We start from the raw sequence: 21,456 nt of genomic DNA on the forward strand, positions 1-21,456 counted from the left end.
CCCGATTCCGTCTCCAGCGCTGGCCCCCCTATGGTCGACAAGACAAAGCTACGCCTTGGGATCAGTCGCTGTCTCTTAGGGGACCACGTCCGTTTCGATGGCGGACACAAGCGGGATGCGTTTCTCACTGACGTACTCGGCCAGTTTGTCGACTGGGTGCCGGTATGTCCGGAAGTCGAAGCCGGGCTGGGGACCCCCCGCGAAGCCATGCGGCTCGTCGTCCACGAAGAAGGGCCGCGCCTCATCACGATCAAGCACGGCACGGACCACACACAGACCATGACACGCTTTTCTGAACAGCGCGTGCACAACCTCGAGGCCCTAGATCTCTCCGGCTACGTGTTCAAGAAAGATTCACCGAGTTGCGGGATCGAGCGGGTCCGCCTCTACGATCCGCACGGCATACCGGCGCGAAACGGTGTTGGGCTGTTCGCACGGGCGTTCATGGAACGATTCCCGCTCATCCCGGTTGAGGAGGAAGGCCGGCTCAATGATTCCGTGCTGCGCGAGAACTTCATCGTACGAATGTTCTGCTACCGTCGATGGCGCGACCTCACAGCCAGCCGCGTGACGCGTGGGGCTGTTGTGGCCTTTCACACCGCCCACAAGTATCTCTTGCTGGCGCACAGCCGGCCGCACTACGAAACGCTCGGACGGCTGGTCGCCAGTGCCAAGCAGTACATTCCCACTGACCTAGCCTGCCGTTACGGAGTGCAATTCATGAAAGCACTGGACGTCAAGGCCACGGTCCGGAAACACACTGACGTTCTGCATCACCTCATCGGCCATTTGACCGACAAGCTGGAGGTGGCGGAACGGCGCGAACTACTGGAAGTCATCGACGACTATCACAGGAGACTGACGCCCCTGATCGTGCCAATCACGCTGATCAAGCATTACGTGAATCGGTTCGGCATCGAGTACCTGCAGCAGCAGGTCTATCTGAATCCCCATCCCAAGGAACTCATGCTGCGCAACCATGTATGAACGGCGAGGGTAAGACAGGAACCATGGCACATCGGCCTGCGCGATATGCGGTAATCTCGGCGCTGGTCCTGGCGGGGCTGGCTGTTCCCGCACTCCCCCGCGCCGCGGAGATCGAGGGCGTCCATTTCGCCGACCGTACGCAGGCCGGTCCGGCGGCGCTGGTCTTGAAAAACCTTGGCCTCGCTCGCTATCTTTTCTTGAAGGTGTATGTGACCGCATTGTATGTGGGCGATGGCATCCCGGCGGATAGGGTACTGGCCGATGTACCAAAACGGCTGGAACTGTCCTATTTCCAGAGCATCAAGGCCGGCGACTTCACGACGGCCGCGGATCAAGTCTTGCCGGACAATGTTCCCGCCGCCAATATCGCCGCACTGCGCCCAAAGATCGACCGGCTCCACGCGCTGTACAGAGATATCAAGCCCGGCGACCGCTATGCCCTCACCTACCTGCCGGGGGTTGGCACGGAATTAGCCCTGAATGGAACGCCGCTGGGAACGGTTGAAGGTGCCGACTTTGCGGCGGCCTATTTTGCCATCTGGCTGGGTCCCAAACCGATCAGCGAGTCGCTCAAATCACAGTTATTGAAGACGCCATGATGCCATTGCCCCCAAACCGAGCTACCTCGCCGAAATCGCACGACGTTCTCGTCTCGCTCGTGCGTTGGTTCGACGCCTGGGCCGGCGTAGAAGATATTCGTGAGACCGATCCCCAGCAGGTGGACTGGAGCCGCGTCGTTCCCTTCGTCGTCCTACACCTGATGTGCCTGGGGGTGATCTGGGTGGGCTGGAGTTGGACGGCCGTTGGAACTGCCGCCGCGCTCTACGCTGCCCGCATGTTCGCCATCACCGGTTTTTACCACCGGTTTTTTTCCCACCGAGCCTTCAAAACCTCCCGCTGGTGCCAGCTTGCCTTTGCGATCCTCGGGGCTTCCGCCGTTCAGCGGGGTCCGCTCTGGTGGGCGGCGCATCACCGGCACCATCACCGCCATTCCGACCAAGCAGCCGACATCCACTCGCCGCACCAGCACGGCCTGCTGTGGAGCCACATGGGATGGATCACCTCGCGCCCGAATTTCGTGACGAAGCGGAGGCTAGTACCCGACCTCGATCTCTATCCCGAGCTGCGCTTTCTGGACCGGTTCGACGTTGCAGTGCCCGTCGCTTTAGCAGTTGGGCTTTACGCCCTTGGTGCCTGGCTGGCCATCCGCGCTCCGCACCTGGGCACCAGCGGCGCGCAGTTGCTGATCTGGGGCTTTTTCGTGTCGACGGTTGCGCTCTTCCACGGCACGAATACGATTAACTCGCTGGCCCACCGGTTTGGCTCACGGCGGTACGAGACGCCCGACGACAGTCGGAACAATCCCTGGCTAGCGCTGCTCACGTTCGGTGAAGGCTGGCACAACAACCACCACCACTATCCGGCCTCCGCTCGCCAGGGATTCTATTGGTGGGAGATTGACCTGACCTATTATGGGCTGGTGATCATGTCGTGGCTGGGTCTGATCTGGGACCTCAAGACCGTACCCACGCGTGTGCGACGAGATGAAACTGGATCGGAGGTGACTGCATGAGCCAGCAGGTGGAATTGTTCAAATCTACCTTCAACAGTCTGACCAGCGCGAATATGGCTCTACTTGATAATCTTTATGCCAGCAACGTCGTGTTCGCTGATCCGTTTCACCACATCGCGGGACTGACGGCCCTACGGGCCTACTTCTTGCGGCAATACGAAGGCGTCATCCGCTGCACCTTCACGTTCGAGGAACAGGTCGTGCAGCGCGGGACGGCCATGCTGACCTGGACCATGCACCTGGAGCATGCAAGGATTTCAAAGGGAGAGACGATCCATCTACCCGGGGCCTCGCACATCCGGTTTACCGACAAGGTGACGTACCATCGCGACTATTTTGATGCCGGCGAGTTTCTGTATGAGCGGTTGCCGGTCGTGGGCGGGCTCATACGGGCCATCAAGGGTCGCCTCTGATGAACCGGTCCTATTTCACAGACCGACGTATCTGGATCACCGGCGCCTCGAGCGGCATTGGACGCGCCGTGGCACTTGAGTTGGACCGACGCGGGGCGATCATCATCGCGTCCGCCCGCAGTCAGGACGGTCTGAAGCAGTTGGCGAGGGACGCCGGCAGCGGCCGCGTGCACTCGCTGTCACTGGATGTGACCGACCGCCAGGCCACGTTGGCCGCGGCTCAGACGATCCAGCAGGAAGTGGGCGGACTGGATATTGCCTTCTTCAACGCCGGCACCTGCGAGTATGTGGACGTCGCCCGCTTTGACAGCGCGATGTTTGAACGGGTCCTGCAAACCAACTTCTTAGGCATGGTCTATGGCATCGAAGCGGCTCTACCGTTGCTGCGGCGTTCGGCGCATCCGCACCTTGTCGGTATGAGCAGCACTGTGGCCTATGGCGGCCTGCCCCGCGCGGAGGCCTACGGCGCTTCCAAGGCGGCCATCAAGCACATGCTCGAATCGCTGCGCATTGACCTCGTGCAGGACCACATTCCAGTCTCGATCATCTGCCCGGGGTTTGTGGAAACCCCGCTCACGGATCGCAACGATTTTCCCATGCCCTTCGCCATCAGCGCGGATCTCGCCGCACGCTATATCGCTGACGGCATCGCCGCACAGACGCATGAGATTCATTTTCCCAAGCGCTTCAGCCTGGCATTTAAGCTGCTGGCCCTCCTGCCCAGCCGGCTTTACACGGCTGTCGGCTCGAAAATGGTCAAGTCAGCATGAAGATTGCCGTCGTCGGCACTGGCATTGCGGGAATGGTTGCGGCCTACCTGCTTCACCAGGAGCACGAGATCACGGTCTTTGAGGCGAACGATTACATCGGCGGCCACACCAACACGATTGACGTTGAGCAGGACGGCTCGACCTACGCCGTGGATACCGGTTTCATCGTCTACAACGACTGGACCTATCCCCATTTCGTCGCGCTCCTGGCCAAACTCGGTATCGCCTCCCAACCCAGCACCATGAGCTTTAGCGTCAAAGACGACGCGAGCGGACTGGAATACAACGGCACGACCCTCAATACACTCTTTGCGCAGCGGCGCAATCTACTTCGCCCGTCATTTTACCGGATGATCACCGACATCCTGAGATTTAACCGTGAGGCGCGGGCGCTGCTCGACGCCGGCGACGACACGACGACCCTGCACGAGTACCTGACCGCCAATCGCTATTCGGCGGAATTTAGAGAGCACTACATCATCCCGATGGGGGCCGCCATCTGGTCCACCGATCCCGTCCAAATGGGGAATTTTCCCGCCCGCTACTTCGTCCGCTTTTTTGACAACCACGGCATGCTCAGCGTCGACAACCGTCCCCAATGGCGCGTCGTCCAGGGTGGCTCCAAACAATACGTGGAGGCACTGACCCGGCCTTACCGTTCGCGCATTCGCCTGTGCTGTCCCGTCCGTTCCATTCGACGATTTCCCGACCATGTGGCCGTCGGGACGGCGGACGGCCGGGAGCGGTTCGATCAGGTCATCATGGCCACCCACAGCGATCAGGCCCTGGCGCTGCTGGCTGACCCAACCGGCGCGGAGCGCGACATTCTCGGGGCCATCCGCTTTCAGGCCAACGAGGCAGTGTTGCACATGGACCGATCCCTGCTGCCAAAGCGTCGTCTGGCCTGGGCCAGTTGGAACTATCACCTCTCCAACAAACTGGCTAACCGGGTCGCCGTAACCTATCACATGAACACCTTGCAGAACCTTCGTGCGCCCCGCGAATTTTGCGTGACCCTGAATCGATCAGAGGCCATCGATCCGGCAGCCATCATCAAGCGGATCACCTACCATCACCCGGTCTACACGCGCGAAGCGGTGGCCGCGCAACGGCGGCACGCGGAGATCAACGGCGTGCAGCGTACCTATTATTGCGGCGCCTATTGGAACTATGGCTTCCACGAGGATGGCGTGAAGAGCGCCTTGGCCGTCTGCGGACACTTCGGGAAGGGCTTGGACTCGTGAAGAGCGGCATCTACGAAGGCCTGGTCCGGCACCGCCGCTTTGCCCCCGCGCGGCACTCGTTCCAATATAAGATCTTCATGATGTATCTGGACCTGGACGAATTGCCGACGCTCTTTGATCGGCACTGGTTTTGGTCGGACCGACGGTTCAACCTGGCCTGGTTTCGCCGCAAGGACCATTACGGCAATCCGGGCATCCCGCTCGCACAGGCGATCCGCGACCTGGTCGAGGAACGCACCGGGGTGCGCCCGCGCGGCCCCATCCGCCTGCTCACCCACCTGCGCTACTTTGGCTACTGCTTCAACCCCGTCAGTTTCTATTACTGCTTTGATACAACCGCCCAACAGGTGGATACGATCGTCGCCGAAGTGCACAACACGCCTTGGGGCGAGCAGCACTGCTACGTCCTCGATCAAACCCGCAACGAAGGACACGGGACACACAAGCGCTTCCGGTTCGACAAGCAGTTCCACGTCTCGCCCTTTATGGACATGGATGTCCGCTATGACTGGCGGTTCATCGAGCCGCGCGCGCAGCTCGCCGTGCACATGGACAACCTCAACGGGACAGGTAAGTTTTTTGACGCGACGATGGCCCTGGCCCGCCGCGAGCTCAGCACCGTCGCCCTTGCCCGAGTACTGCTGCGGTATCCCCTGATGACCCTCCAGGTCATCGCGGGCATCCACTGGCAGGCCCTGTCCCTCTGGCTCAAACGATGTCCTGTCTACGGCCATCCTTGGAAAAAGAAAGCGGCGCCCACGGCAACGGCGCCGGGAAAAGCATGAGCCGTTCGTCCACGACCACGGCATCCCGGTCCGCGCGAACGGCCGCACCGGGCTGGTTCGACCGGCTGGCGCGCGCTGCAGTCCATGCCAGACTTCGCGGCCTGCGACAGGGACGCCTCACCATCATCGAGGGCGATGCGCCATTGACCTTTGGCGCCCCCTCCGCCAGTACATCGCACTGCGCCACAATCACAATCCTTGATCCCTCGTGCTATGGCGACATCGCCTTCGGCGGGAGCATCGGCGCCGGCGAGACCTACATGCTCGGGCTCTGGCTCTGCGACGACCTCACGGCCCTCGTCCGGATCTTTGTGGCCAACCGGAACGTGATGGACGAGATGGAAACTGGTCTGGCCCGGTTGACGGCCCCCCTGCGCAAGCTGGGGCACTGGGTAAACCGCAACACAAAATCGGGTAGCCGGCGCAACATCGCTGCGCATTACGACCTCGGCAACGATTTCTTCTCGCTCGTCCTGGACGACACAATGATGTATTCCTGCGCCATCTTCGAACGGCCAGATGTTCCCCTCCGCGACGCCTCCATTGCAAAAAACGATCTCATCTGCCGTAAGCTCGATCTTTTACCAACAGATCATCTGCTCGAGATCGGGACGGGCTGGGGCGGCTTCGCCATTCATGCTGCCGCCCGCTACGGCTGTCGGGTGACCACGACAACCATCTCGCAGCAGCAGTACGACCTGGCTGTGCGGCGGATCGCCGAGGCGGGGCTCTCGGACCGTATTACGGTGATCCAGCGGGACTACCGCGACCTACGGGGGCTGGGCCTGCAGTTTGACAAGATTGTCTCCATCGAGATGATCGAGGCGGTCGGCCACGCGTACTACGATACCTATTTCGCCTGCTGCAGCGACCTACTGAAACCGGACGGCCGGGTGCTCATCCAGGCCATCACAATCGATGACCGCCAGTATGACCGCGCGAGGCGCTCCGTGGATTTCATCCAGCGGTTTATCTTCCCGGGCAGCTGTATCCCCTCCGTCACAGCCCTGTGCCAGTCCATCGCGCGGGCTTCCGAGCTACGGCTCTTCGGGCTGGAGGACATCGGGGCTCATTACCCGCCGACCCTACGGGGCTGGAGAGCGCACCTCGTCGCCAATACAGCCCGGCTGCGCGAGCTGGGCTATTCCGACGCCTTCATCCGCCTGTGGGAGTTCTATCTCTGCTACTGCGAAGGCGGGTTTCTGGAACGGGCCATCAGTGACGTGCATTTGGTGCTGACCAAGCCATTAGCCAGGCCGATCCACAACACATGCCGCGTGACATGCTGAAAAATCTTGCCAATGTTGTTACCTTCCAAGCCGGCTGGTTCACGTGCGTATTGGGGGCTGCCACCGATCATGGCTGGGCAGGACCGCTTGCCTGCATCATTTATCTCGCCTCACATTTGTGGCACCTACCGGACCCTGCCCGTTATCTGCGTTTCTGCACCGTCGTGGGGTTCCTGGGCTTGGCGATTGATTCGACACTGGGCGCATTCGGCATTATTACCTTTCACGCTTCACCATTGCCCGGCTGGGTCTGCCCTCCGTGGCTGACTGCGCTCTGGATGATGTTTGCCGGCACATTACCTCTCTCCCTCAACTGGCTGACTGAACGGCCGAGATTGGCCGCTCTGCTCGGCGCGCTGGGTGGGCCGGCCAGCTACTATGCTGGCGCATCGCTTGGCGCTATCGATCTTTATAACCCTTCCGTCACAAGCCTGCTGATTCTGGCCGTTGTCTGGGGTATCCTCATGCCGGCGCTGCTGCGCCTGAAGAATAGGATGGGACTGCAGACGTTGCCTGCTTCATGACCTCATCCAACCCGCCGCTGATCATTCTGGGGACCGGCTATACGGGCCGCGTGCTGTTCCGGCAGGCGCGAGCCGGGGGCCGCATTGTCTTCGCCGCCAGCCGCCACCCGGAGAACCATTTAACGGGCATTCCGCCCGAGCAGCGCCTCCGGTTCGATTTCCATGACGAGCGCACCTGGCGCGCGCTTCCCGCGCAGGCCGATGCGGTCCTAACCTTTCCCCCCGTGCCGCCGGACACCGCCTGCGCCTTCGGCAAGCAGGTCCTCCCGCGCCTGCGTCAACTGGTCGTGCTCGGCTCCACATCTGCGTATGACGGCTCGCCGCAGGCCATACGCGGCGACATTGTGGAGGAAACCGCTCCGGTGGACCGCTCCATCGCCCGTGTGCAAAGCGAGGAGCTGCTGCGCGAGCAGTATGGGGCGATCGTGCTGCGCGTGGCCGGCATCTACGGCCCAGGCCGCAACCCGCTCGACTGGATCCGGCAGGGCCGTGTTGGGTACTCAAACCGCTTCGTCAATCTGATCCACATCGACGATCTGGCTGCCATTATTATGACTGTGCTCGAACGCGGACAGCCGGGGGAGCCCTACAATGTCAGTGACGGCACACCGCGCCGCTGGTCGGAGATCATGGACACAGCCGCCGCGCGCTGGGGTACGCCGAAACCGCTGCCCGCGGATCCGACTCCGGGCAAGCGGATCAGCAATAGAAAATTGCTCGACGCCTTGCGGTATACTGTCAGGCATCCGGATCTCTTTGCAGCGCTAGACGAACTGGAGATTGCACGCTAATGCGCGCAGTGGTGCTGATCGGACATGGCGGCGTCCCGAAGGACTGCCCGCACGAGCTGGTACGGAAGCTCAAGCAACTGGAAGCACAGCGGCGCGCCGCCGGCATACCCATGTCGAATGAAGAGCGTGAGTTGGATCAGCAGATTCGACGCTGGCCGCGCACGCCGAAGAACGATCCGTATAAAGTTGGCCTGGAATCCCTCGCTGACCAACTCCGTTTGCTGTTGAAGCCCGACAAGCTCGCCATTGCCTACAACGAATTCTGTGCGCCGACGCTTGAGGAAGCCGTCGAAGATTTAATCAAGGACGGCATCAGGGACATCACGGTGATCTCGTCCATGTTCACCGCTGGCGGTTCGCACGCCGAGGTCGAGATTCCGGAAATTGTTGCCGACCTGAAACGGATTCATCCGAACGCGACGATCCGCTACGCCTGGCCCTTCGACCAGAAGCTCGTGGCCACCATGATGGCTACGCACCTGAAGCAGTTTGCGCCACAAACCCCGAACAAGCTTTAGACATACTCCGAGTCGGAGCGGTCGCGCGTGGAGCGCACCTGCGAACTGAGCGCGTCACACAACGTCTGGCTCTCGTGGTCCAGTTGCGCGGCCTCGCTGTCCGACAAAATCCGGGCGTCCTTCGGCTCGAGCTCGATTCGATAGTGATTCTTCCGAACCGAGAACCACTCGATGTAGGGATGAGGTGTGAGGTTGGGATGTGGGTCGAAAGAGATGAGATTGACTTCTCCGACCTGGGGCGATTCCATATCACCAATCACATGGCCGGCCAGGTCGTCGTCTTCGAACCGGGGATTGCTGAATCGAATCGCCTTGCCGGCGATCTCGCCACGAAAATTTCCTTTTAGATAGAGATCCACCGAGCCGATCACCGCAAAGGTGATGCGACCGACCACGCAGCCCTCGACGCGGTTATCCAGCCAGCCCTCCCTGACCCATCTGCTATTGCCGAATTTCTGCGCCATTTTACCTTTTACCCTTCTACCCCGTGGCCCCTGTCGCCCGGCGCTAGCCCGCCCATAATGACCGCAGCCAGAATGAGTGCACTGCCGATCCAGCCCTGCGCACTCATCTGCTCGCCGAGAAAGTACCAGGACAACCAGGCCGCGAAGGCGGGCTCGAGCGAAAAGACCAGCGCCACCTGCTGCGCAGGCAGCACCCGTTGCGCCCATACTTGTATCGCAAAGGCCAGTGTCGCGAGCCCGCCCGTCACGGCCAATCCGACCAATAAGACACCGCTTGGCTGGAGCTGCGCAGATGTCGGCCTCTCGATGAGCATAGCCGGGGCCAGCACGGTCGTGACCAAAATCATCTGCCAAAGGAAAAATAGCGCCGCCTCCCCGCGGCGTGAATAGCTCTCCATGCAGGCAATGTGTCCGCCAAAGGCGGCGGCGCAGGCCAGCGTCCAGAGATCGCCAACGTTCATGTCCAGCGATGGCGTGACCAGAAACCAGAGCCCGACCAGGGCCAACCCGGCGGAGAACCAGGTCCGTCCCTGGAACCGCCTTAAAAAGATCGGCACGAAAATTACATAGAGCACCGTGATGAAGGCCGAGTTGGATGCGGTGGTGTATTGAAGGCCGACGGTCTGCGTAACGTAGCCCGCGAACAAAAACAGTGTCGCGATTCCGCTCATGCGCAGAATATCGCGGTCGGCCCTCAACCGCCCGCCCATCAGCAGAAAGATACCGACGGCCAGGACTGTCCCCAAACCGAACCGCAGGCACATGAACGAGAACGGCGGAATCTGCGCGAGCGCGGCTTTTGTGGCAGGGAACGTCGCACCCCAGATCAGCGTGGTCAGGATGAGGGCAAAACGGGGCATCACTCAAATTTTGAATGATGCACGATGAATTGTGACTGAACTCCCCACTTCAACATTTCACATTCACAATTCAAAAAATTAAGGACTACGGTTTACAGAGAGTGCACCGCCGATGATCGGTGGTGCCCGACTGCTCCATGGCGACCAAGGCCTGGTCTTTGTCTGGATATTCGAACCACCCGCCCTCCCAAAAATCCGTCGTAATATTATGGGTGGGCACGGCCGGACAACGATCCTTATGGAGCGTGGTCCGATCGTTCTGGCGGGCGATGTGGAGCCAGTAAATCATGAAGAGTCGGTGGGGTGTTTGGAAAGTTGGGTTGATGATTTGTCGAGCTGGCGAAGTGCCGTTCAGCCCAACTTTCTCAAAATCACCACATCCCGAAATCACCCAAATTAAACTCGCCGCCCGCCGAGGCGCAGGCTTATGGCAGGAGTTGCCACTCGTCTTTTTCGATAAAGACTTTGGCCCCAGTCTCAAGCTTCTTCACGTCCTCCTTCTCGAACAGCTTGAAATAGCGTTCGATCCGGTCCGGGTCGTCAATGCGCTCTTCCTGCATCATCCCACTGCTTAGCTTGAACCGACGAATCAACAACGGCATGGGCTCTCCCTTTCAACACCCGTCTCTCAAGCGGACGGACGCCGTACAATACTCGACCGTCCGCTCTGCGGTCAATCCCTCCCCGCGCTTCACGAAGCACCTGTTCTGAGCCTGCTTGCCCGGAGTTTGCCGAAGGGCTTGCCCGAATCGTCGAGGTGTCGAAGGGTCGCATCTGCCTGACAATTCGGCTATAATTGATCCATGCCGATGTATGAGTACCGGTGCGAGAGCTGCGGCGGCGAGTTCGAGCTTGTCCAGCCGATGAGCGCCCGCGCCGAAGACACCACCTGCCCCCACTGCAAGGCCAAGAAGGCCGTACGGCTTTTGTCTGGCTTCGCTTCCAAGATTGTCGGTACGCACAAGACCGGTTTCAGTGAAATGAAAGCCTACAACATGCTCAACGAGCGGATGGACAAGTTCGGCAAACTGCCGCCCCTCATGGGTAAGCGGCAGCCGCCCAAGCCCACCCCGCCCTCCGGTTCCGGCTCGGGAGGCGACAGCTCGTCCTGATGCGCCTGCTCTCGCTCGCGGTCCTGGCCATTGTACTCGTGTCTGCTCCGCGCCCGGTCCTCGGCGAAGTGGCGGGCTCCATCACCATCGCCGGCAACGGTCCCGAATCCATCATGATCGAGAAGCTCGCACGGGCCTTCGAAAAGGCTCATCCTCGTGCCTACGTGGACATCCAGTGGAACGACAACTCCAAACCGCTCGACCTCCTGAAAAGCGCCCAGGCACAGGTGGTCGTGGCCGGCAAAGAGGATGCAGGCCTAAGGGCCGCGCGGATCGGCTGGGACGGCATCGCCGTCGTCACGCACATCTCCAACAGCACCAGGGAAATCACCACCGCGCAGGCCGCGCAACTCTTCTCGGGTAAAATCAAAACATGGGCTGAGCTGGGCGGGTCAGACACGCTCGTGCTCCTGCTAGACCGTCCGAAGAATCGGAACATCCGCGACGCCTTTGAGCAGCAACTCGGCATCACAGGTCAGATTCCAGACTCCGCTCAGGTAGTCAAGGCCGACGACAAGGCGATCAAGACCGTCGTGGGCACGTTACCGCCGATGTCGGCCGCCACCTTCGTATCCCTCGGCACGGCGCTGGAAGCCGTAGCCTCCGGCGTGGCGATCCGCGTGTTGCAAATCGACAAGGTCGAGGCGGAGGAGCCGACGGTCAAGGATGGGCGCTACAAGCTGCGCCGTCCCGTGCTGCTCCTGAGCACGAACGAGACGAACCCGGTCGTGGATGCGCTTGTCACTTTTGCGCTCTCGCCGGCGGGTCAGCAGATCGTGGACACCGAGGGCTATACGCCCCTGGAACAGAAGAAATAGCACCGCCCCAGGAGGGCCTTATGAACCGACCATTCGTTTCCGCTGCGATCATCGCCTCCCTACTGCTGCTGCCGCTCGACCGGCTCACGGCCGAGGACCAAAAACAGGAAGGCCAGATCGAAGAAGGCGCCGGGTTCACCATGTTCGGCACAGAATCGATCAAGGGTTTTGACGAACAGAAGATTGAAAAAGACCCAGTCTGTGACCGCAGCAAGCGACCGAAGATTCACAAGGTCGAACCGGACGAAGCCCCGCCCGGCGCGAAGGTCATCATCAAAGGCGAGAATTTCGGGACCAAGGAATGCTTCCGCGGCGTGGCCTTCAGCGCCGCCGGCGCCGGTAAGGTGGAATACAAGTTCGTCAATGAGACAACCATCGAAGCGACCGTGCCGGACGTCAGAGCCGGACTGTCGTTCATCGATGTCGTGGCTGGCGGCGGCAACGCCCGCTCTAAGGGTTTTCTCGTTCTGGCAAAGTAGTCGGCTGGTGAGGCGTGCAGGGTGCGGCGTAAAGGGAAGTGGCCGCTTCCTCTGGCGCCTTTCGTTGTACGCCTCACACCCCTCTGCTCCGTCCCTCGACACCATCGAATCCCCTGTGCTACCTTACTCAGACTTTTTGGGCCTAAGGCCGCACCTCTGAGGGAGCTAAACTCCGCGATGTTTAAGAAGATTCTCGTGGCCAACCGAGGCGAAATCGCCATGCGCGTCATTCGCGCCTGCCGCGAACTCAACATCGCCACCGCCGCCATCTATTCCGACGCCGATCCCACGGGCATCTACGTCAAAAAAGCCGACGAATCCCATCTGGTTGGCCCCGGCCCTGTGAAGGGTTTTCTGGATGGCCCGCAGATCGTCGATCTGGCCAAACGTATCAGTGCCGACGCGATCCACCCGGGTTACGGCTTTCTCTCCGAGAACGCCGCCTTCGCACGCCTCTGCCAGGCTTCCGATATCACGTTCATCGGCCCCTCGCCGAAGGCCATCCAGTTAATGGGCGACAAGATTCAAGCGCGCAATCTCGCACAGCAGGTCGGTGTGCCGATTGTCCCGGGCACGGAGCGGGGCGTGACCAACGTCGATGACGCACTGGCCTTCGCAAAAACTGCGGGCTACCCGATCATGATCAAAGCCGCCGCGGGCGGTGGCGGACGCGGGCTGCGCGTTGCGCGCTCCGATCAGGAACTGCGCACGAACATGGATGTTGCGTCGCGCGAAGCGCAGGCCGCCTTTGGCGACGGCAGCGTGTTTCTCGAAAAATACATCGAACGGCCGCATCACATCGAGTTCCAGATTCTTGCGGACAAGTACGGACACATCGTCCATCTCGGCGAGCGCGACTGCTCTATCCAGCGTCGCCATCAAAAATTGATTGAACTTGCTCCGTCGCTGGTTCTCACGCCGCAACTGCGGGCGAAGATGGGCGAGGACGCCACGAAGATCGCCAGAGCGGTGGACTACGACAACGCGGGCACGGTGGAATTTCTGCTCGATCAGACGGGCCAGCACTATTTTATTGAGATGAATCCGCGCATCCAGGTCGAGCACACGATCACTGAGCAGATCACCGCCGTGGATATCGTCCGCGCGCAGATCACGATTGCCGCGGGCAAGCCGCTGGAGATCACGCAGAAGGACGTCACGCTGCAGGGCCATGCGATCCAGTGCCGCATCAACGCCGAGGACCCGCGAAATAATTTTCGCCCTGCCACCGGCAAGGTCACGGCCTACCTCTCGCCGGGCGGCATCGGCATCCGCATCGACGGCGCGGTCTACAAGGACTACGTCGTGCCGCCCTACTACGACGGCCTGTTGGCCAAGCTCACCGTCCGCGGCCGTACGTGGGAGGAGACCGTCAGCCGCATGCGCCGTGCGCTTGAGGAATATGTCCTGCGCGGGCTCAAGACGACAATTCCTTTCATGGAGCGGATCATGCAGGAGCCGGACTTCCTCGCTGGCAAGTTCGACACGTCGTATCTAGACACACATCCGGACGTGTTCAATTACGACGACCATGTGGAGCCGGAAGATCTGGTACTGGCGATCTCCGCCTCGATTGCCGCCTACGAGGGACTGTGAGTCGCGATGCGCGCTTAATCATGACGTACTGACCGGCACTTCATCGTTCACCAGTCATACTACAGACGGCGGGATATATGGCGACACGCAAACTTACAAAGAAGGCGGCCAAGGACACACTCGGCCTGGATGTCACGCCCGCGCCTGGGAAGAAACTGCTGATCACGGACGTCGCTCTGCGCGATGGCCACCAGTCGCTGCTCGCCACGCGTATGCGCACCGAGGACATGCTGCCCGCTGCGCAGGCGCTCGATGCAATCGGCTACTGGTCGCTGGAAGTCTGGGGCGGCGCCACCTTTGATACCTGCCTGCGGTTTTTAAAAGAAGACCCGTGGGAACGGTTGCGCGCGCTCCGGGTGGCGATGCCCAATACAAAACTTCAGATGCTGCTGCGCGGGCAGAACATCGTGGGCTACCGCCACTACGCCGACGACGTGGTGGAACGGTTCATTGAGCGCGCCGCGCACAATGGGATCGACGTCTTCCGCATCTTTGACGCGCTCAACGATATCCGCAATATCGAACATGCCGTCCGCTGCGTACGGGACCAGGGCAAGCACGTCCAGGCGACGATCTGCTACACGACAAGCCCTGTCCACACACTGGACAATTTTGTCGATCTGGCTAAGCGCATGGAGGATCTTGGCACGGACACGCTCTGCGTCAAGGACATGGCGGGCCTGCTCGCGCCTGCGGATGCGTACCAGCTGATCAAGAAACTCAAAGCGGCAGTAACCGTGCCGATCCAATTGCACTCGCACTACACCTCGGGTATGGCTTCCATGTCCGCGCTCATGGCGGTGCTAGGCGGGCTCGATATTCTTGATACGGCCATGTCGCCACTTTCCGGAGGCACCTCGCATCCCCCGACGGAATCCCTCGTTGCCGCACTGCGCGGCACGCCCTACGACACCGGCCTGCACTTACCAAAGTTTGTCTCGGTCGCCGAACACTTGCGGCAGGCGCGCAAAAAGTATCACCAGTTTGAGAGCAACTTCACCGGCGTAGACGCAGAAATTCTCACCTCGCAGATTCCGGGCGGTATGCTCTCTAATCTCGCGGCCCAGCTCGTGGAGCAGAACGCGCTTGATCGGATGAAGGACGTGCTTGACGAAGTCCCGCGCGTGCGGAAGGATATGGGCTACCCGCCGCTGGTCACGCCGAGCAGCCAGATCGTGGGCTCGCAGGCCACGCTCAACGTGCTGACTGGCGAGCGCTACAAAGTTATCACGACTGAGACCAAAAATTACTTCCTCGGTCTTTACGGGAAGGCGCCCGGCCCTGTGAACAAGGAGATCGCCGCACGCGCCATCGGCAACGAGCAGCCGGTGAAGGGACGTCCGGCGGACCGGCTGCAGCCGGAACTCCCCGCTGCAGTCACAGAATTGTCCGGCAAATCCGCGTCGGCGGAAGACGTCGTCTCGCTGGCGCTCTTCCCAGCGATCGCGCGGGAATTCTTCGAGCAACGCGAGAAGGGGGCGCTCAAGCCGGAGGCCCTGGTACCGCTAGAGGAAGCGGGGCCGCGGGCCGCGCGCGAGCTGCATCTCGCTCCGGCCGAATTCAACATCACGGTCCACGGCGAGACCTACCACGTCCAGGTGTCGGGCTCCGGCCGTAGGGCAGACGGCCGCAAGCCCTATTACATTCGTATCAACGACAAGCTGGAGGAAGTGCAGCTCGAGACAATCCAGGAGGTACTGGCCGGCACGCCGGAGGCGCCGGGTGCCGGCGGAAAAAGTTCGTCTAAGCGTCCTAAACCCGGGAAGCCTGGCGATATCGCCTCACCCATGCCCGGTCGCGTCGTCAAGGTACTCGTGGCCAAGGGTGACTCCGTCAAGACCGGCGATCCCGTGCTGATCATCGAAGCGATGAAAATGGAAAACCGCGTCCCCGCCCCCATCCCTGGCACCGTCGCCGCGCTCTACGTGAAGGACGGCGATGACGTGAAACCGGACGAAACGCTCGTCCAGTTGGAATAACCGCCCAGTTGCCAGGCCATGAATATGGCGTTTCCGGTGGCCTCGGGGGGTGCTCTAGCAGATGGCTCACTACGATCTTATCGTCCTCGGTAGCGGCCCTGCGGGCCAGAAGGCGGCGATCCAGGCCGCCAAGCTGCGCAAGCGCGTGGCCATCATCGAGAAGGAATGGATCGGGGGCGCCTCCGTCAACACCGCCACGCTCCCCAGCAAGACACTCAAGGACGCGATCTACTATTTCCACGGCGCCAAACTCCGCGCCTTCACCAATCTGTCCGAGTCGCTCAAGGAAAGCTTTACGCTGCGCGACCTCATGGCGCGCAAGGCACACGTCATCAAAAACGAGCTGGCCATCATCACCAACCAGCTCCAACGCAACGACGTGGAGATCGTCCGCGGCACCGGCTCGTTTATAGATGCCCACACCATCCGCGTCCTCAAAGAGCCGGGCTCTGACGAGCAGTTGAGCGCGGACTTCATCGTCATCGCCACCGGCTCGCGCCCGCGCCACGAACCCATCATCGCGTTTAACAACACCACCATCTTCGACTCGGACAGCATTTTGGACGCCGAGACGATCCCCAAGACCATGGCCGTGCTGGGCGGGGGGGTGATCGGCTGCGAGTACGCGACGATGTTCTCCGCCTTTGGTGTGAAGGTCACGCTGATCGACCGTCGAAACGAGCTGCTCCGTTTCGTGGACCAGGAAGTGATTCAGGCGCTCATCTATCAGATGCGGATCAACGGCGTGACCGTCAAACTCAACGAGGAGCCACAGGATGTAAAAACTGACGAACGCGGTCTCGTCGTCACCAGGCTCAAGAGCAACAAGACCGTCGTCACGGATATGCTGTTGTTCTCGATGGGCCGCTCCCCCAATGTCGAGGCGCTCAATCTACACACGGTTGGGATCGCGACCGACCAAACAGGGCTCATCAAGGTCAACGAGTTCTACCAGACGGACATCCCGCATATTTATGCAGCGGGCGACGTCATTGGTTTTCCCGGTCTCTCCTCCACATCTATGGAGCAAGGTCGTCGCGCGGCCTGCCACGCCTTCAAGGTCGAACTATCCAAACTGCCGACGATGATGCCCTATGGTATTTACACAATCCCGGAAATTTCCACAGTCGGCAAGAGCGAGGAAGAACTGTCGAAAGCGAACGTGCCTTACGAAGTTGGCCGCGCCTACTACAAAGAAATCGCGCGGGGGCAGATTTTCGGCGACCTGGACGGTCTCATGAAACTCATCTTCCACCGAGACACGCTGGAACTGCTTGGCGTTCATATCATTGGCGAGGGCGCCACCGAGCTCATTCACATCGGCCAGGCAGTCCTCACCTACGGCGGCAAGGTGGATTTCTTCGTCCACAACGTCTTCAACTATCCGACGCTGGCCGAGTGTTATCGCACAGCAGCGCTCGACGGCATCAACCGCCTGGGAATCACTTAGAACGATGAACAAACTAGTCGGAGCAGTTACTGCATCGTTCATCATTCCTACTGCGTAGCTACACCCATCATGTCGTTTAGTCAGCACCTTAAGAAGATTGCCAAGCCGATCTGGGACGCACAGCTGACACATCCTTTTGTCGAACAACTTGGCAACGGCACGCTGCCGGAGCGGAAATTCAAATACTACATCCTCCAGGACGCGCGGTTTCTCGGCGATCTCGCCCGCGTCTTTTCCGCCGCCGCGCAAAAAGCGCTGGATTTGGAGTCCGCACTTAAGTTCCTCACACTGGCGGAAGAAACCCTCGTCGTCGAACGCAGTCTCCACCAAAGTTACGGCCAGCAGTGGAAGATGACGCCAACACAGATGACCTCCGTTCCGATGGCGCCGACCACCTACGCCTACACACGACATATGCTGGCCGTCGCTGCAACCGGCTCAGCTTGTGAAATCACCGTCGTCGCTCTCCCCTGCGCATGGATCTACTGCGTGGTGGGCAAGCATCTCTTACGGAAAGGCCCGCCGCCCAAGAACCATCCCTACCGCAACTGGCTCATGCTCTACGCGTCACCAGAGTTTGCGGAAGTGCAGACGTGGATGAGAAGGAAGGTGGATCAGTGGGCGAAAGACGCAAGCAAGTCCGAGCGGGCACGAATGGAAGAAGCGTTTGTGATCAGTTCGCGCTACGAGTGGTTGTTCTGGGATATGGCATTTTCAGAGGAGGAATGGCCCATCTAACTCAGCGGGTGCTGGAGCATTAAGGCGTGGTTTCGCTTTCGTGCTCGCTGAGCGCGCGCATATGAATGGGGGCTTCAGGCTCTCGTGCGAATGCAAGTTGGTACATACTGCCGTCTGTGCGCTCCCATCCCGATCACCAGAGTTACGCTTCAAGTAGCGCACAACACATGCTCTGCACTAAGGGTAGCACGCTCCTAATTGCAACCCTCCAGATCGTGCGCGATGTCTGCAATCTTAGAAAGAGTAAGGATGTGGTCACTCAACAGGACTGATCGGAGCAATGCTCGCGGCCTAGAAATATGCCGACCTTGATTAGGACATGACTGGATCGATGGACGGAGCAATGACATTAGGGTTTCTGGCCGGAACGTTGACCACCGTGGCCTTCATCCCGCAGTTGATCAAGGCGTGGAAATCGAAATCCACTGGAGATCTGTCGTGGGGAATGCTGGTCACGTTCAGCACGGGTGTGCTCTTGTGGTTGATCTACGGAATCTGGATTGATTCGGCACCGGTCATTTTGGCTAACGCGGTGACGCTGCTCTTACAGGCCGGGATCGTCCTTCTGAAAATTAAGCGCGGATAGATCGGCCAGCGGCTTCCCACAGCGCGGCCCTCGCCGACGAGGGTGCCGAAGGCGGTAAACAGTTGCCTGGTGAAGTACTGCGCCTCGGACGGACCGTCGGCCGTCCGGCGTCGCATGTAATCGTTGCGGCCGCGTTCGCCAACGCCTCCTACTCGAGAGATCCATCGGACAACGTGCAACAGGCCCGCGACTGCGTGACCGTTTGAGGAAACCTATCGTGCCCGACGGACCACTAGGCGCAACTTTGTAACGCGGCAAGAACAATGAGAGCGAGGCCAAGAGCTTTTCAGGGCGAACACCCGGACGCAGTCATCTCACCTCGTCCCTCGCTGAGCCCCCGGTGGGCACACGTTCAGTTCACGGCTTGTGAAGAGGCTGCCCGGCCCATCCGGGCTTGGAGGCGAAGCCCGCTCCATACCGATCGTAGAGCTCAAAAAACTGGTAGGCTTTGCAGTCTGTAACGACTTCCTTGATTTCGACCAGATAACGCTCAAAGGAGTATTCGAAGGCCACGCCCTGCCCGCCCACCAGCGTCACGATACGTCTGACCGGGTCAATCGTGCTCTCCTGGTGGAACACATAGCGATAGTAGGGGCTGCGTGGCCCGCCGATGTGTTTGAGAAACTGTGCCCACGTAGGTGGCTTGTCGAAGGAAAGCCGTTCCTTGATGTTCACGCCCGCGACGGGGCCGAATGGTTCGAAAAAGTCTTTGAACATCAAGTCCCGCCAGTTGTGCTCGTCGGCAATATGATGGATGGCGTGCTCGAAGGGTACGACCGTGTGGGTTTCCCAGCGGGACCCCGGCGCCCAATGGAAGATGACACCGTGTGTCGGCCCCTTCCATTCGGTGCCGCCGATCTGCTCCACCTGGTGCTCAATAATTTTGTTGGCCCAGACCCAGTAGAGAAAATCCAAGAACCGCGGGTCGTCCGGCTTCACGGTCAGAGTTTTGATGTCGAGAGGCCCGGAGGGATTATAGCTGGTCCTGACGTTCCGGCAGTGCTGCTCCCATTGCGCGTCGGACCAGGCAGCCTTACTGACAGGAAAGGCATCGGCGCCGGTGCCAATCGCGCCCAGCGCGACAACGAGGGCCACCGTGCGAAATCTGAAATGATTTATGAGCGCCGGCCGCCACCACATCGAGCTTCTCAATGACGGTCCCTCTCCTGCGGGCCTGGGATCTTCTCGCGACTCCAACCACAGCATGACGGCAAGCACGGCCGGAAGCACGGCGCCAGTATAGCTCACCCACAGCGGAATGGACATCCCACCGAGAGCCCCGACGGATTCGCCAACGATCACCATCCAGCCCCGTGCACTGCGGACAAGATCTAGGGCGGCCACGAGCAAACAGACGACGACGGCTGCGGTCGTAAATGGTTTAATACTGCCTCCTTCGGCTTGAAAACCCCCTGCCCGACGGCGGACAGAACAAACACGCGGGTTTAGCATAGCACACCCGGGAAGATATGTACCGCACATTGCGTTTTCATCTGGTATAGTTGGCGTGAATTGAAGAACGCCGCCGTGCTGGCCTGACAGCGTGGATCGTCCCAGTCTACCGATCTATTTGCTGGTCCTGATGCCGCTGAGCTATGCTGTCGGACGGCTGGCGGAACGCTTCCTGTTCAAAGAGCCGGCGCTACTACACGACACTCCATGACGACGCTCAAACAGGTTCTGACCATTGCCGGCTCGGATTCCGGCGGCGGCGCCGGCATCCAGGCGGACATCAAGGCGATGTCGGCCAACGGCGTCTTCGCCATGTCCGTGCTGACGGCCATCACCGCACAGAACACTGAGGCGGTCACGGACGTCTTCGCACTGCCCGCCTCGATCGTGGCGTCGCAACTGGACGCCGTGTTCGACGACTTCGACGTCGCTGCGGTCAAGACCGGCATGCTCTCCTCTGCAGACATCGTCCGTGTCGTGGCCAGGGCGCTCGCGCAACAGCGCATCGCCACCCTCGTCGTGGACCCGGTCATGATCTCCAAAAGCGGCCACGCGCTCCTCAAGCCAGATGCTGTGGAGGCGCTGCGGACTGAGTTGATCCCGCTGGCGCTCGTCATTACCCCGAACGTGTACGAAGCGGAACAACTATCCGGCCTGAAAATCACCACCCTCGCCGACGCACGACAGGCGGCCAAGGCACTCCACACGCTGGGCTGCAAGAACGTGCTGATCAAGGGGGGCCATTTGCTTTCCGAGCGCGGAACCGACCTGCTATACGACGGACGGTTCTTCACCGTGTTCAAGGGGGAATTCATCGAGACGCCCCACACCCACGGCACCGGCTGCACCTTCGCCTCCGCCATCGCGGCGCAACTGGCGAAGGGGCACACCCTGCCAGAGGCGGTGCCCCTTGCCAAGACTTATCTCACGGAAGCAATCCGGCACGGGCTGGCCATCGGCCACGGCAAGGGGCCGACGAACCATTTTTATTTTCTGGCACCGTGATGCCCGGACCATCTGTGGTGCCT

The 21,456-nt window shown here is 60.4% G+C and carries 24 protein-coding genes; 20 read left to right on the top strand and 4 right to left on the bottom strand.

Annotated elements, in window-relative coordinates:
- Nucleotides 1-30 precede the first annotated feature (30 nt).
- Genes FJ248_07490 through FJ248_07540 form a run of 11 tightly spaced genes read left to right on the top strand, consistent with a single transcriptional unit; the run spans nucleotide 31 to nucleotide 8,894 of the window.
- On the top strand, nucleotides 31-987 hold the full coding sequence (locus tag FJ248_07490; protein MBM4120722.1) for a DUF1722 domain-containing protein: 957 nt from the start codon (nucleotides 31-33) through the stop codon (nucleotides 985-987).
- Nucleotides 988-1,010: 23 nt separating this feature from the next.
- Complete coding sequence (locus FJ248_07495; GenBank protein MBM4120723.1) at nucleotides 1,011-1,586, top strand: hypothetical protein; 576 nt, start codon at nucleotides 1,011-1,013, stop codon at nucleotides 1,584-1,586.
- On the top strand, nucleotides 1,583-2,560 hold the full coding sequence (locus FJ248_07500; GenBank protein MBM4120724.1) for an acyl-CoA desaturase: 978 nt from the start codon (nucleotides 1,583-1,585) through the stop codon (nucleotides 2,558-2,560). Before FJ248_07495 ends, FJ248_07500 begins: the two co-directional genes overlap by 4 nt.
- Entirely contained in the window at nucleotides 2,557-2,973 is a 417-nt protein-coding gene (locus FJ248_07505) for a nuclear transport factor 2 family protein (GenBank protein MBM4120725.1), read from the top strand. The genes FJ248_07500 and FJ248_07505 overlap by 4 nt, the downstream gene beginning before the upstream one ends.
- On the top strand, nucleotides 2,973-3,743 hold the full coding sequence (locus FJ248_07510) for an SDR family NAD(P)-dependent oxidoreductase (protein MBM4120726.1): 771 nt from the start codon (nucleotides 2,973-2,975) through the stop codon (nucleotides 3,741-3,743). The genes FJ248_07505 and FJ248_07510 overlap by 1 nt, the downstream gene beginning before the upstream one ends.
- Nucleotides 3,740-4,987 carry an FAD-dependent oxidoreductase gene (locus tag FJ248_07515; GenBank protein ID MBM4120727.1) on the top strand — a complete coding sequence of 416 codons (1,248 nt, stop codon included), beginning with the start codon at nucleotides 3,740-3,742 and terminating at the stop codon, nucleotides 4,985-4,987. The genes FJ248_07510 and FJ248_07515 overlap by 4 nt, the downstream gene beginning before the upstream one ends.
- On the top strand, nucleotides 4,984-5,772 hold the full coding sequence (locus tag FJ248_07520; GenBank protein MBM4120728.1) for a DUF1365 domain-containing protein: 789 nt from the start codon (nucleotides 4,984-4,986) through the stop codon (nucleotides 5,770-5,772). The genes FJ248_07515 and FJ248_07520 overlap by 4 nt, the downstream gene beginning before the upstream one ends.
- Nucleotides 5,769-7,061 carry a class I SAM-dependent methyltransferase gene (locus FJ248_07525; GenBank protein ID MBM4120729.1) on the top strand — a complete coding sequence of 431 codons (1,293 nt, stop codon included), beginning with the start codon at nucleotides 5,769-5,771 and terminating at the stop codon, nucleotides 7,059-7,061. Before FJ248_07520 ends, FJ248_07525 begins: the two co-directional genes overlap by 4 nt.
- A complete protein-coding gene (locus FJ248_07530) occupies nucleotides 7,043-7,585 on the top strand; it encodes a DUF2878 domain-containing protein (protein MBM4120730.1) in 543 nt (180 codons plus the stop codon). Before FJ248_07525 ends, FJ248_07530 begins: the two co-directional genes overlap by 19 nt.
- Nucleotides 7,582-8,376, top strand: a complete 795-nt coding sequence (locus FJ248_07535; GenBank protein MBM4120731.1) for a hypothetical protein — start codon at nucleotides 7,582-7,584, stop codon at nucleotides 8,374-8,376. The genes FJ248_07530 and FJ248_07535 overlap by 4 nt, the downstream gene beginning before the upstream one ends.
- The gene (locus tag FJ248_07540; GenBank protein ID MBM4120732.1) at nucleotides 8,376-8,894 is read left to right on the top strand and encodes a hypothetical protein; all 519 of its coding nucleotides are present in this window, start codon (nucleotides 8,376-8,378) and stop codon (nucleotides 8,892-8,894) included. The genes FJ248_07535 and FJ248_07540 overlap by 1 nt, the downstream gene beginning before the upstream one ends.
- Here FJ248_07540 and FJ248_07545 read toward each other — a convergent pair.
- From FJ248_07545 to FJ248_07555, 3 genes are all read right to left on the bottom strand, one after another.
- The gene (locus FJ248_07545) at nucleotides 8,891-9,358 is read right to left on the bottom strand and encodes a hypothetical protein (protein ID MBM4120733.1); all 468 of its coding nucleotides are present in this window, start codon (nucleotides 9,356-9,358) and stop codon (nucleotides 8,891-8,893) included. The genes FJ248_07540 and FJ248_07545 overlap by 4 nt on opposite strands.
- 8 nt (nucleotides 9,359-9,366) lie before the next feature.
- On the bottom strand, nucleotides 9,367-10,218 hold the full coding sequence (locus tag FJ248_07550) for a DMT family transporter (protein MBM4120734.1): 852 nt from the start codon (nucleotides 10,216-10,218) through the stop codon (nucleotides 9,367-9,369).
- Nucleotides 10,219-10,303: 85 nt separating this feature from the next.
- Complete coding sequence (locus tag FJ248_07555; GenBank protein ID MBM4120735.1) at nucleotides 10,304-10,507, bottom strand: hypothetical protein; 204 nt, start codon at nucleotides 10,505-10,507, stop codon at nucleotides 10,304-10,306.
- 514 nt (nucleotides 10,508-11,021) lie between these two features.
- On the opposite strand from FJ248_07555, the gene FJ248_07560 reads away from it, so the two are divergent.
- The 8 genes from FJ248_07560 (at nucleotide 11,022) to FJ248_07595 (ending at nucleotide 18,976) form a co-directional block, all read left to right on the top strand.
- Nucleotides 11,022-11,330 (top strand): zinc ribbon domain-containing protein, encoded by a 309-nt coding sequence (locus FJ248_07560; GenBank protein ID MBM4120736.1) that lies wholly within the window; start codon nucleotides 11,022-11,024, stop codon nucleotides 11,328-11,330.
- Nucleotides 11,330-12,148, top strand: coding sequence for a hypothetical protein (locus FJ248_07565; protein ID MBM4120737.1), 819 nt, complete (start codon nucleotides 11,330-11,332; stop codon nucleotides 12,146-12,148). Before FJ248_07560 ends, FJ248_07565 begins: the two co-directional genes overlap by 1 nt.
- A gap of 20 nt (nucleotides 12,149-12,168) precedes the next feature.
- The gene (locus FJ248_07570) at nucleotides 12,169-12,627 is read left to right on the top strand and encodes a hypothetical protein (GenBank protein ID MBM4120738.1); all 459 of its coding nucleotides are present in this window, start codon (nucleotides 12,169-12,171) and stop codon (nucleotides 12,625-12,627) included.
- A gap of 177 nt (nucleotides 12,628-12,804) precedes the next feature.
- The gene (gene accC / locus FJ248_07575; GenBank protein ID MBM4120739.1) at nucleotides 12,805-14,223 is read left to right on the top strand and encodes an acetyl-CoA carboxylase biotin carboxylase subunit; all 1,419 of its coding nucleotides are present in this window, start codon (nucleotides 12,805-12,807) and stop codon (nucleotides 14,221-14,223) included.
- Nucleotides 14,224-14,300: 77 nt separating this feature from the next.
- The gene (gene oadA, locus FJ248_07580) at nucleotides 14,301-16,202 is read left to right on the top strand and encodes an oxaloacetate decarboxylase subunit alpha (GenBank protein ID MBM4120740.1); all 1,902 of its coding nucleotides are present in this window, start codon (nucleotides 14,301-14,303) and stop codon (nucleotides 16,200-16,202) included.
- A gap of 61 nt (nucleotides 16,203-16,263) precedes the next feature.
- Complete coding sequence (locus tag FJ248_07585) at nucleotides 16,264-17,652, top strand: Si-specific NAD(P)(+) transhydrogenase (GenBank protein ID MBM4120741.1); 1,389 nt, start codon at nucleotides 16,264-16,266, stop codon at nucleotides 17,650-17,652.
- Between the two features lie 69 nt (nucleotides 17,653-17,721).
- Complete coding sequence (gene tenA / locus FJ248_07590; GenBank protein MBM4120742.1) at nucleotides 17,722-18,390, top strand: thiaminase II; 669 nt, start codon at nucleotides 17,722-17,724, stop codon at nucleotides 18,388-18,390.
- A 331-nt stretch (nucleotides 18,391-18,721) separates the two neighbouring features.
- Nucleotides 18,722-18,976, top strand: coding sequence for a hypothetical protein (locus tag FJ248_07595; GenBank protein ID MBM4120743.1), 255 nt, complete (start codon nucleotides 18,722-18,724; stop codon nucleotides 18,974-18,976).
- 357 nt (nucleotides 18,977-19,333) lie between these two features.
- Here FJ248_07595 and FJ248_07600 read toward each other — a convergent pair whose 3' ends face one another.
- The gene (locus tag FJ248_07600) at nucleotides 19,334-20,071 is read right to left on the bottom strand and encodes a hypothetical protein (protein MBM4120744.1); all 738 of its coding nucleotides are present in this window, start codon (nucleotides 20,069-20,071) and stop codon (nucleotides 19,334-19,336) included.
- 564 nt (nucleotides 20,072-20,635) lie between these two features.
- Between FJ248_07600 and thiD the strand changes: the two genes are divergently transcribed.
- Nucleotides 20,636-21,433 carry a bifunctional hydroxymethylpyrimidine kinase/phosphomethylpyrimidine kinase gene (gene thiD / locus FJ248_07605; GenBank protein ID MBM4120745.1) on the top strand — a complete coding sequence of 266 codons (798 nt, stop codon included), beginning with the start codon at nucleotides 20,636-20,638 and terminating at the stop codon, nucleotides 21,431-21,433.
- Nucleotides 21,434-21,456: the final 23 nt, after the last annotated feature.

The sequence above is a fragment of the Nitrospira sp. genome, assembly GCA_016873435.1.
Taxonomy (GTDB): Bacteria; Nitrospirota; Nitrospiria; order Nitrospirales; family Nitrospiraceae; genus VGXF01.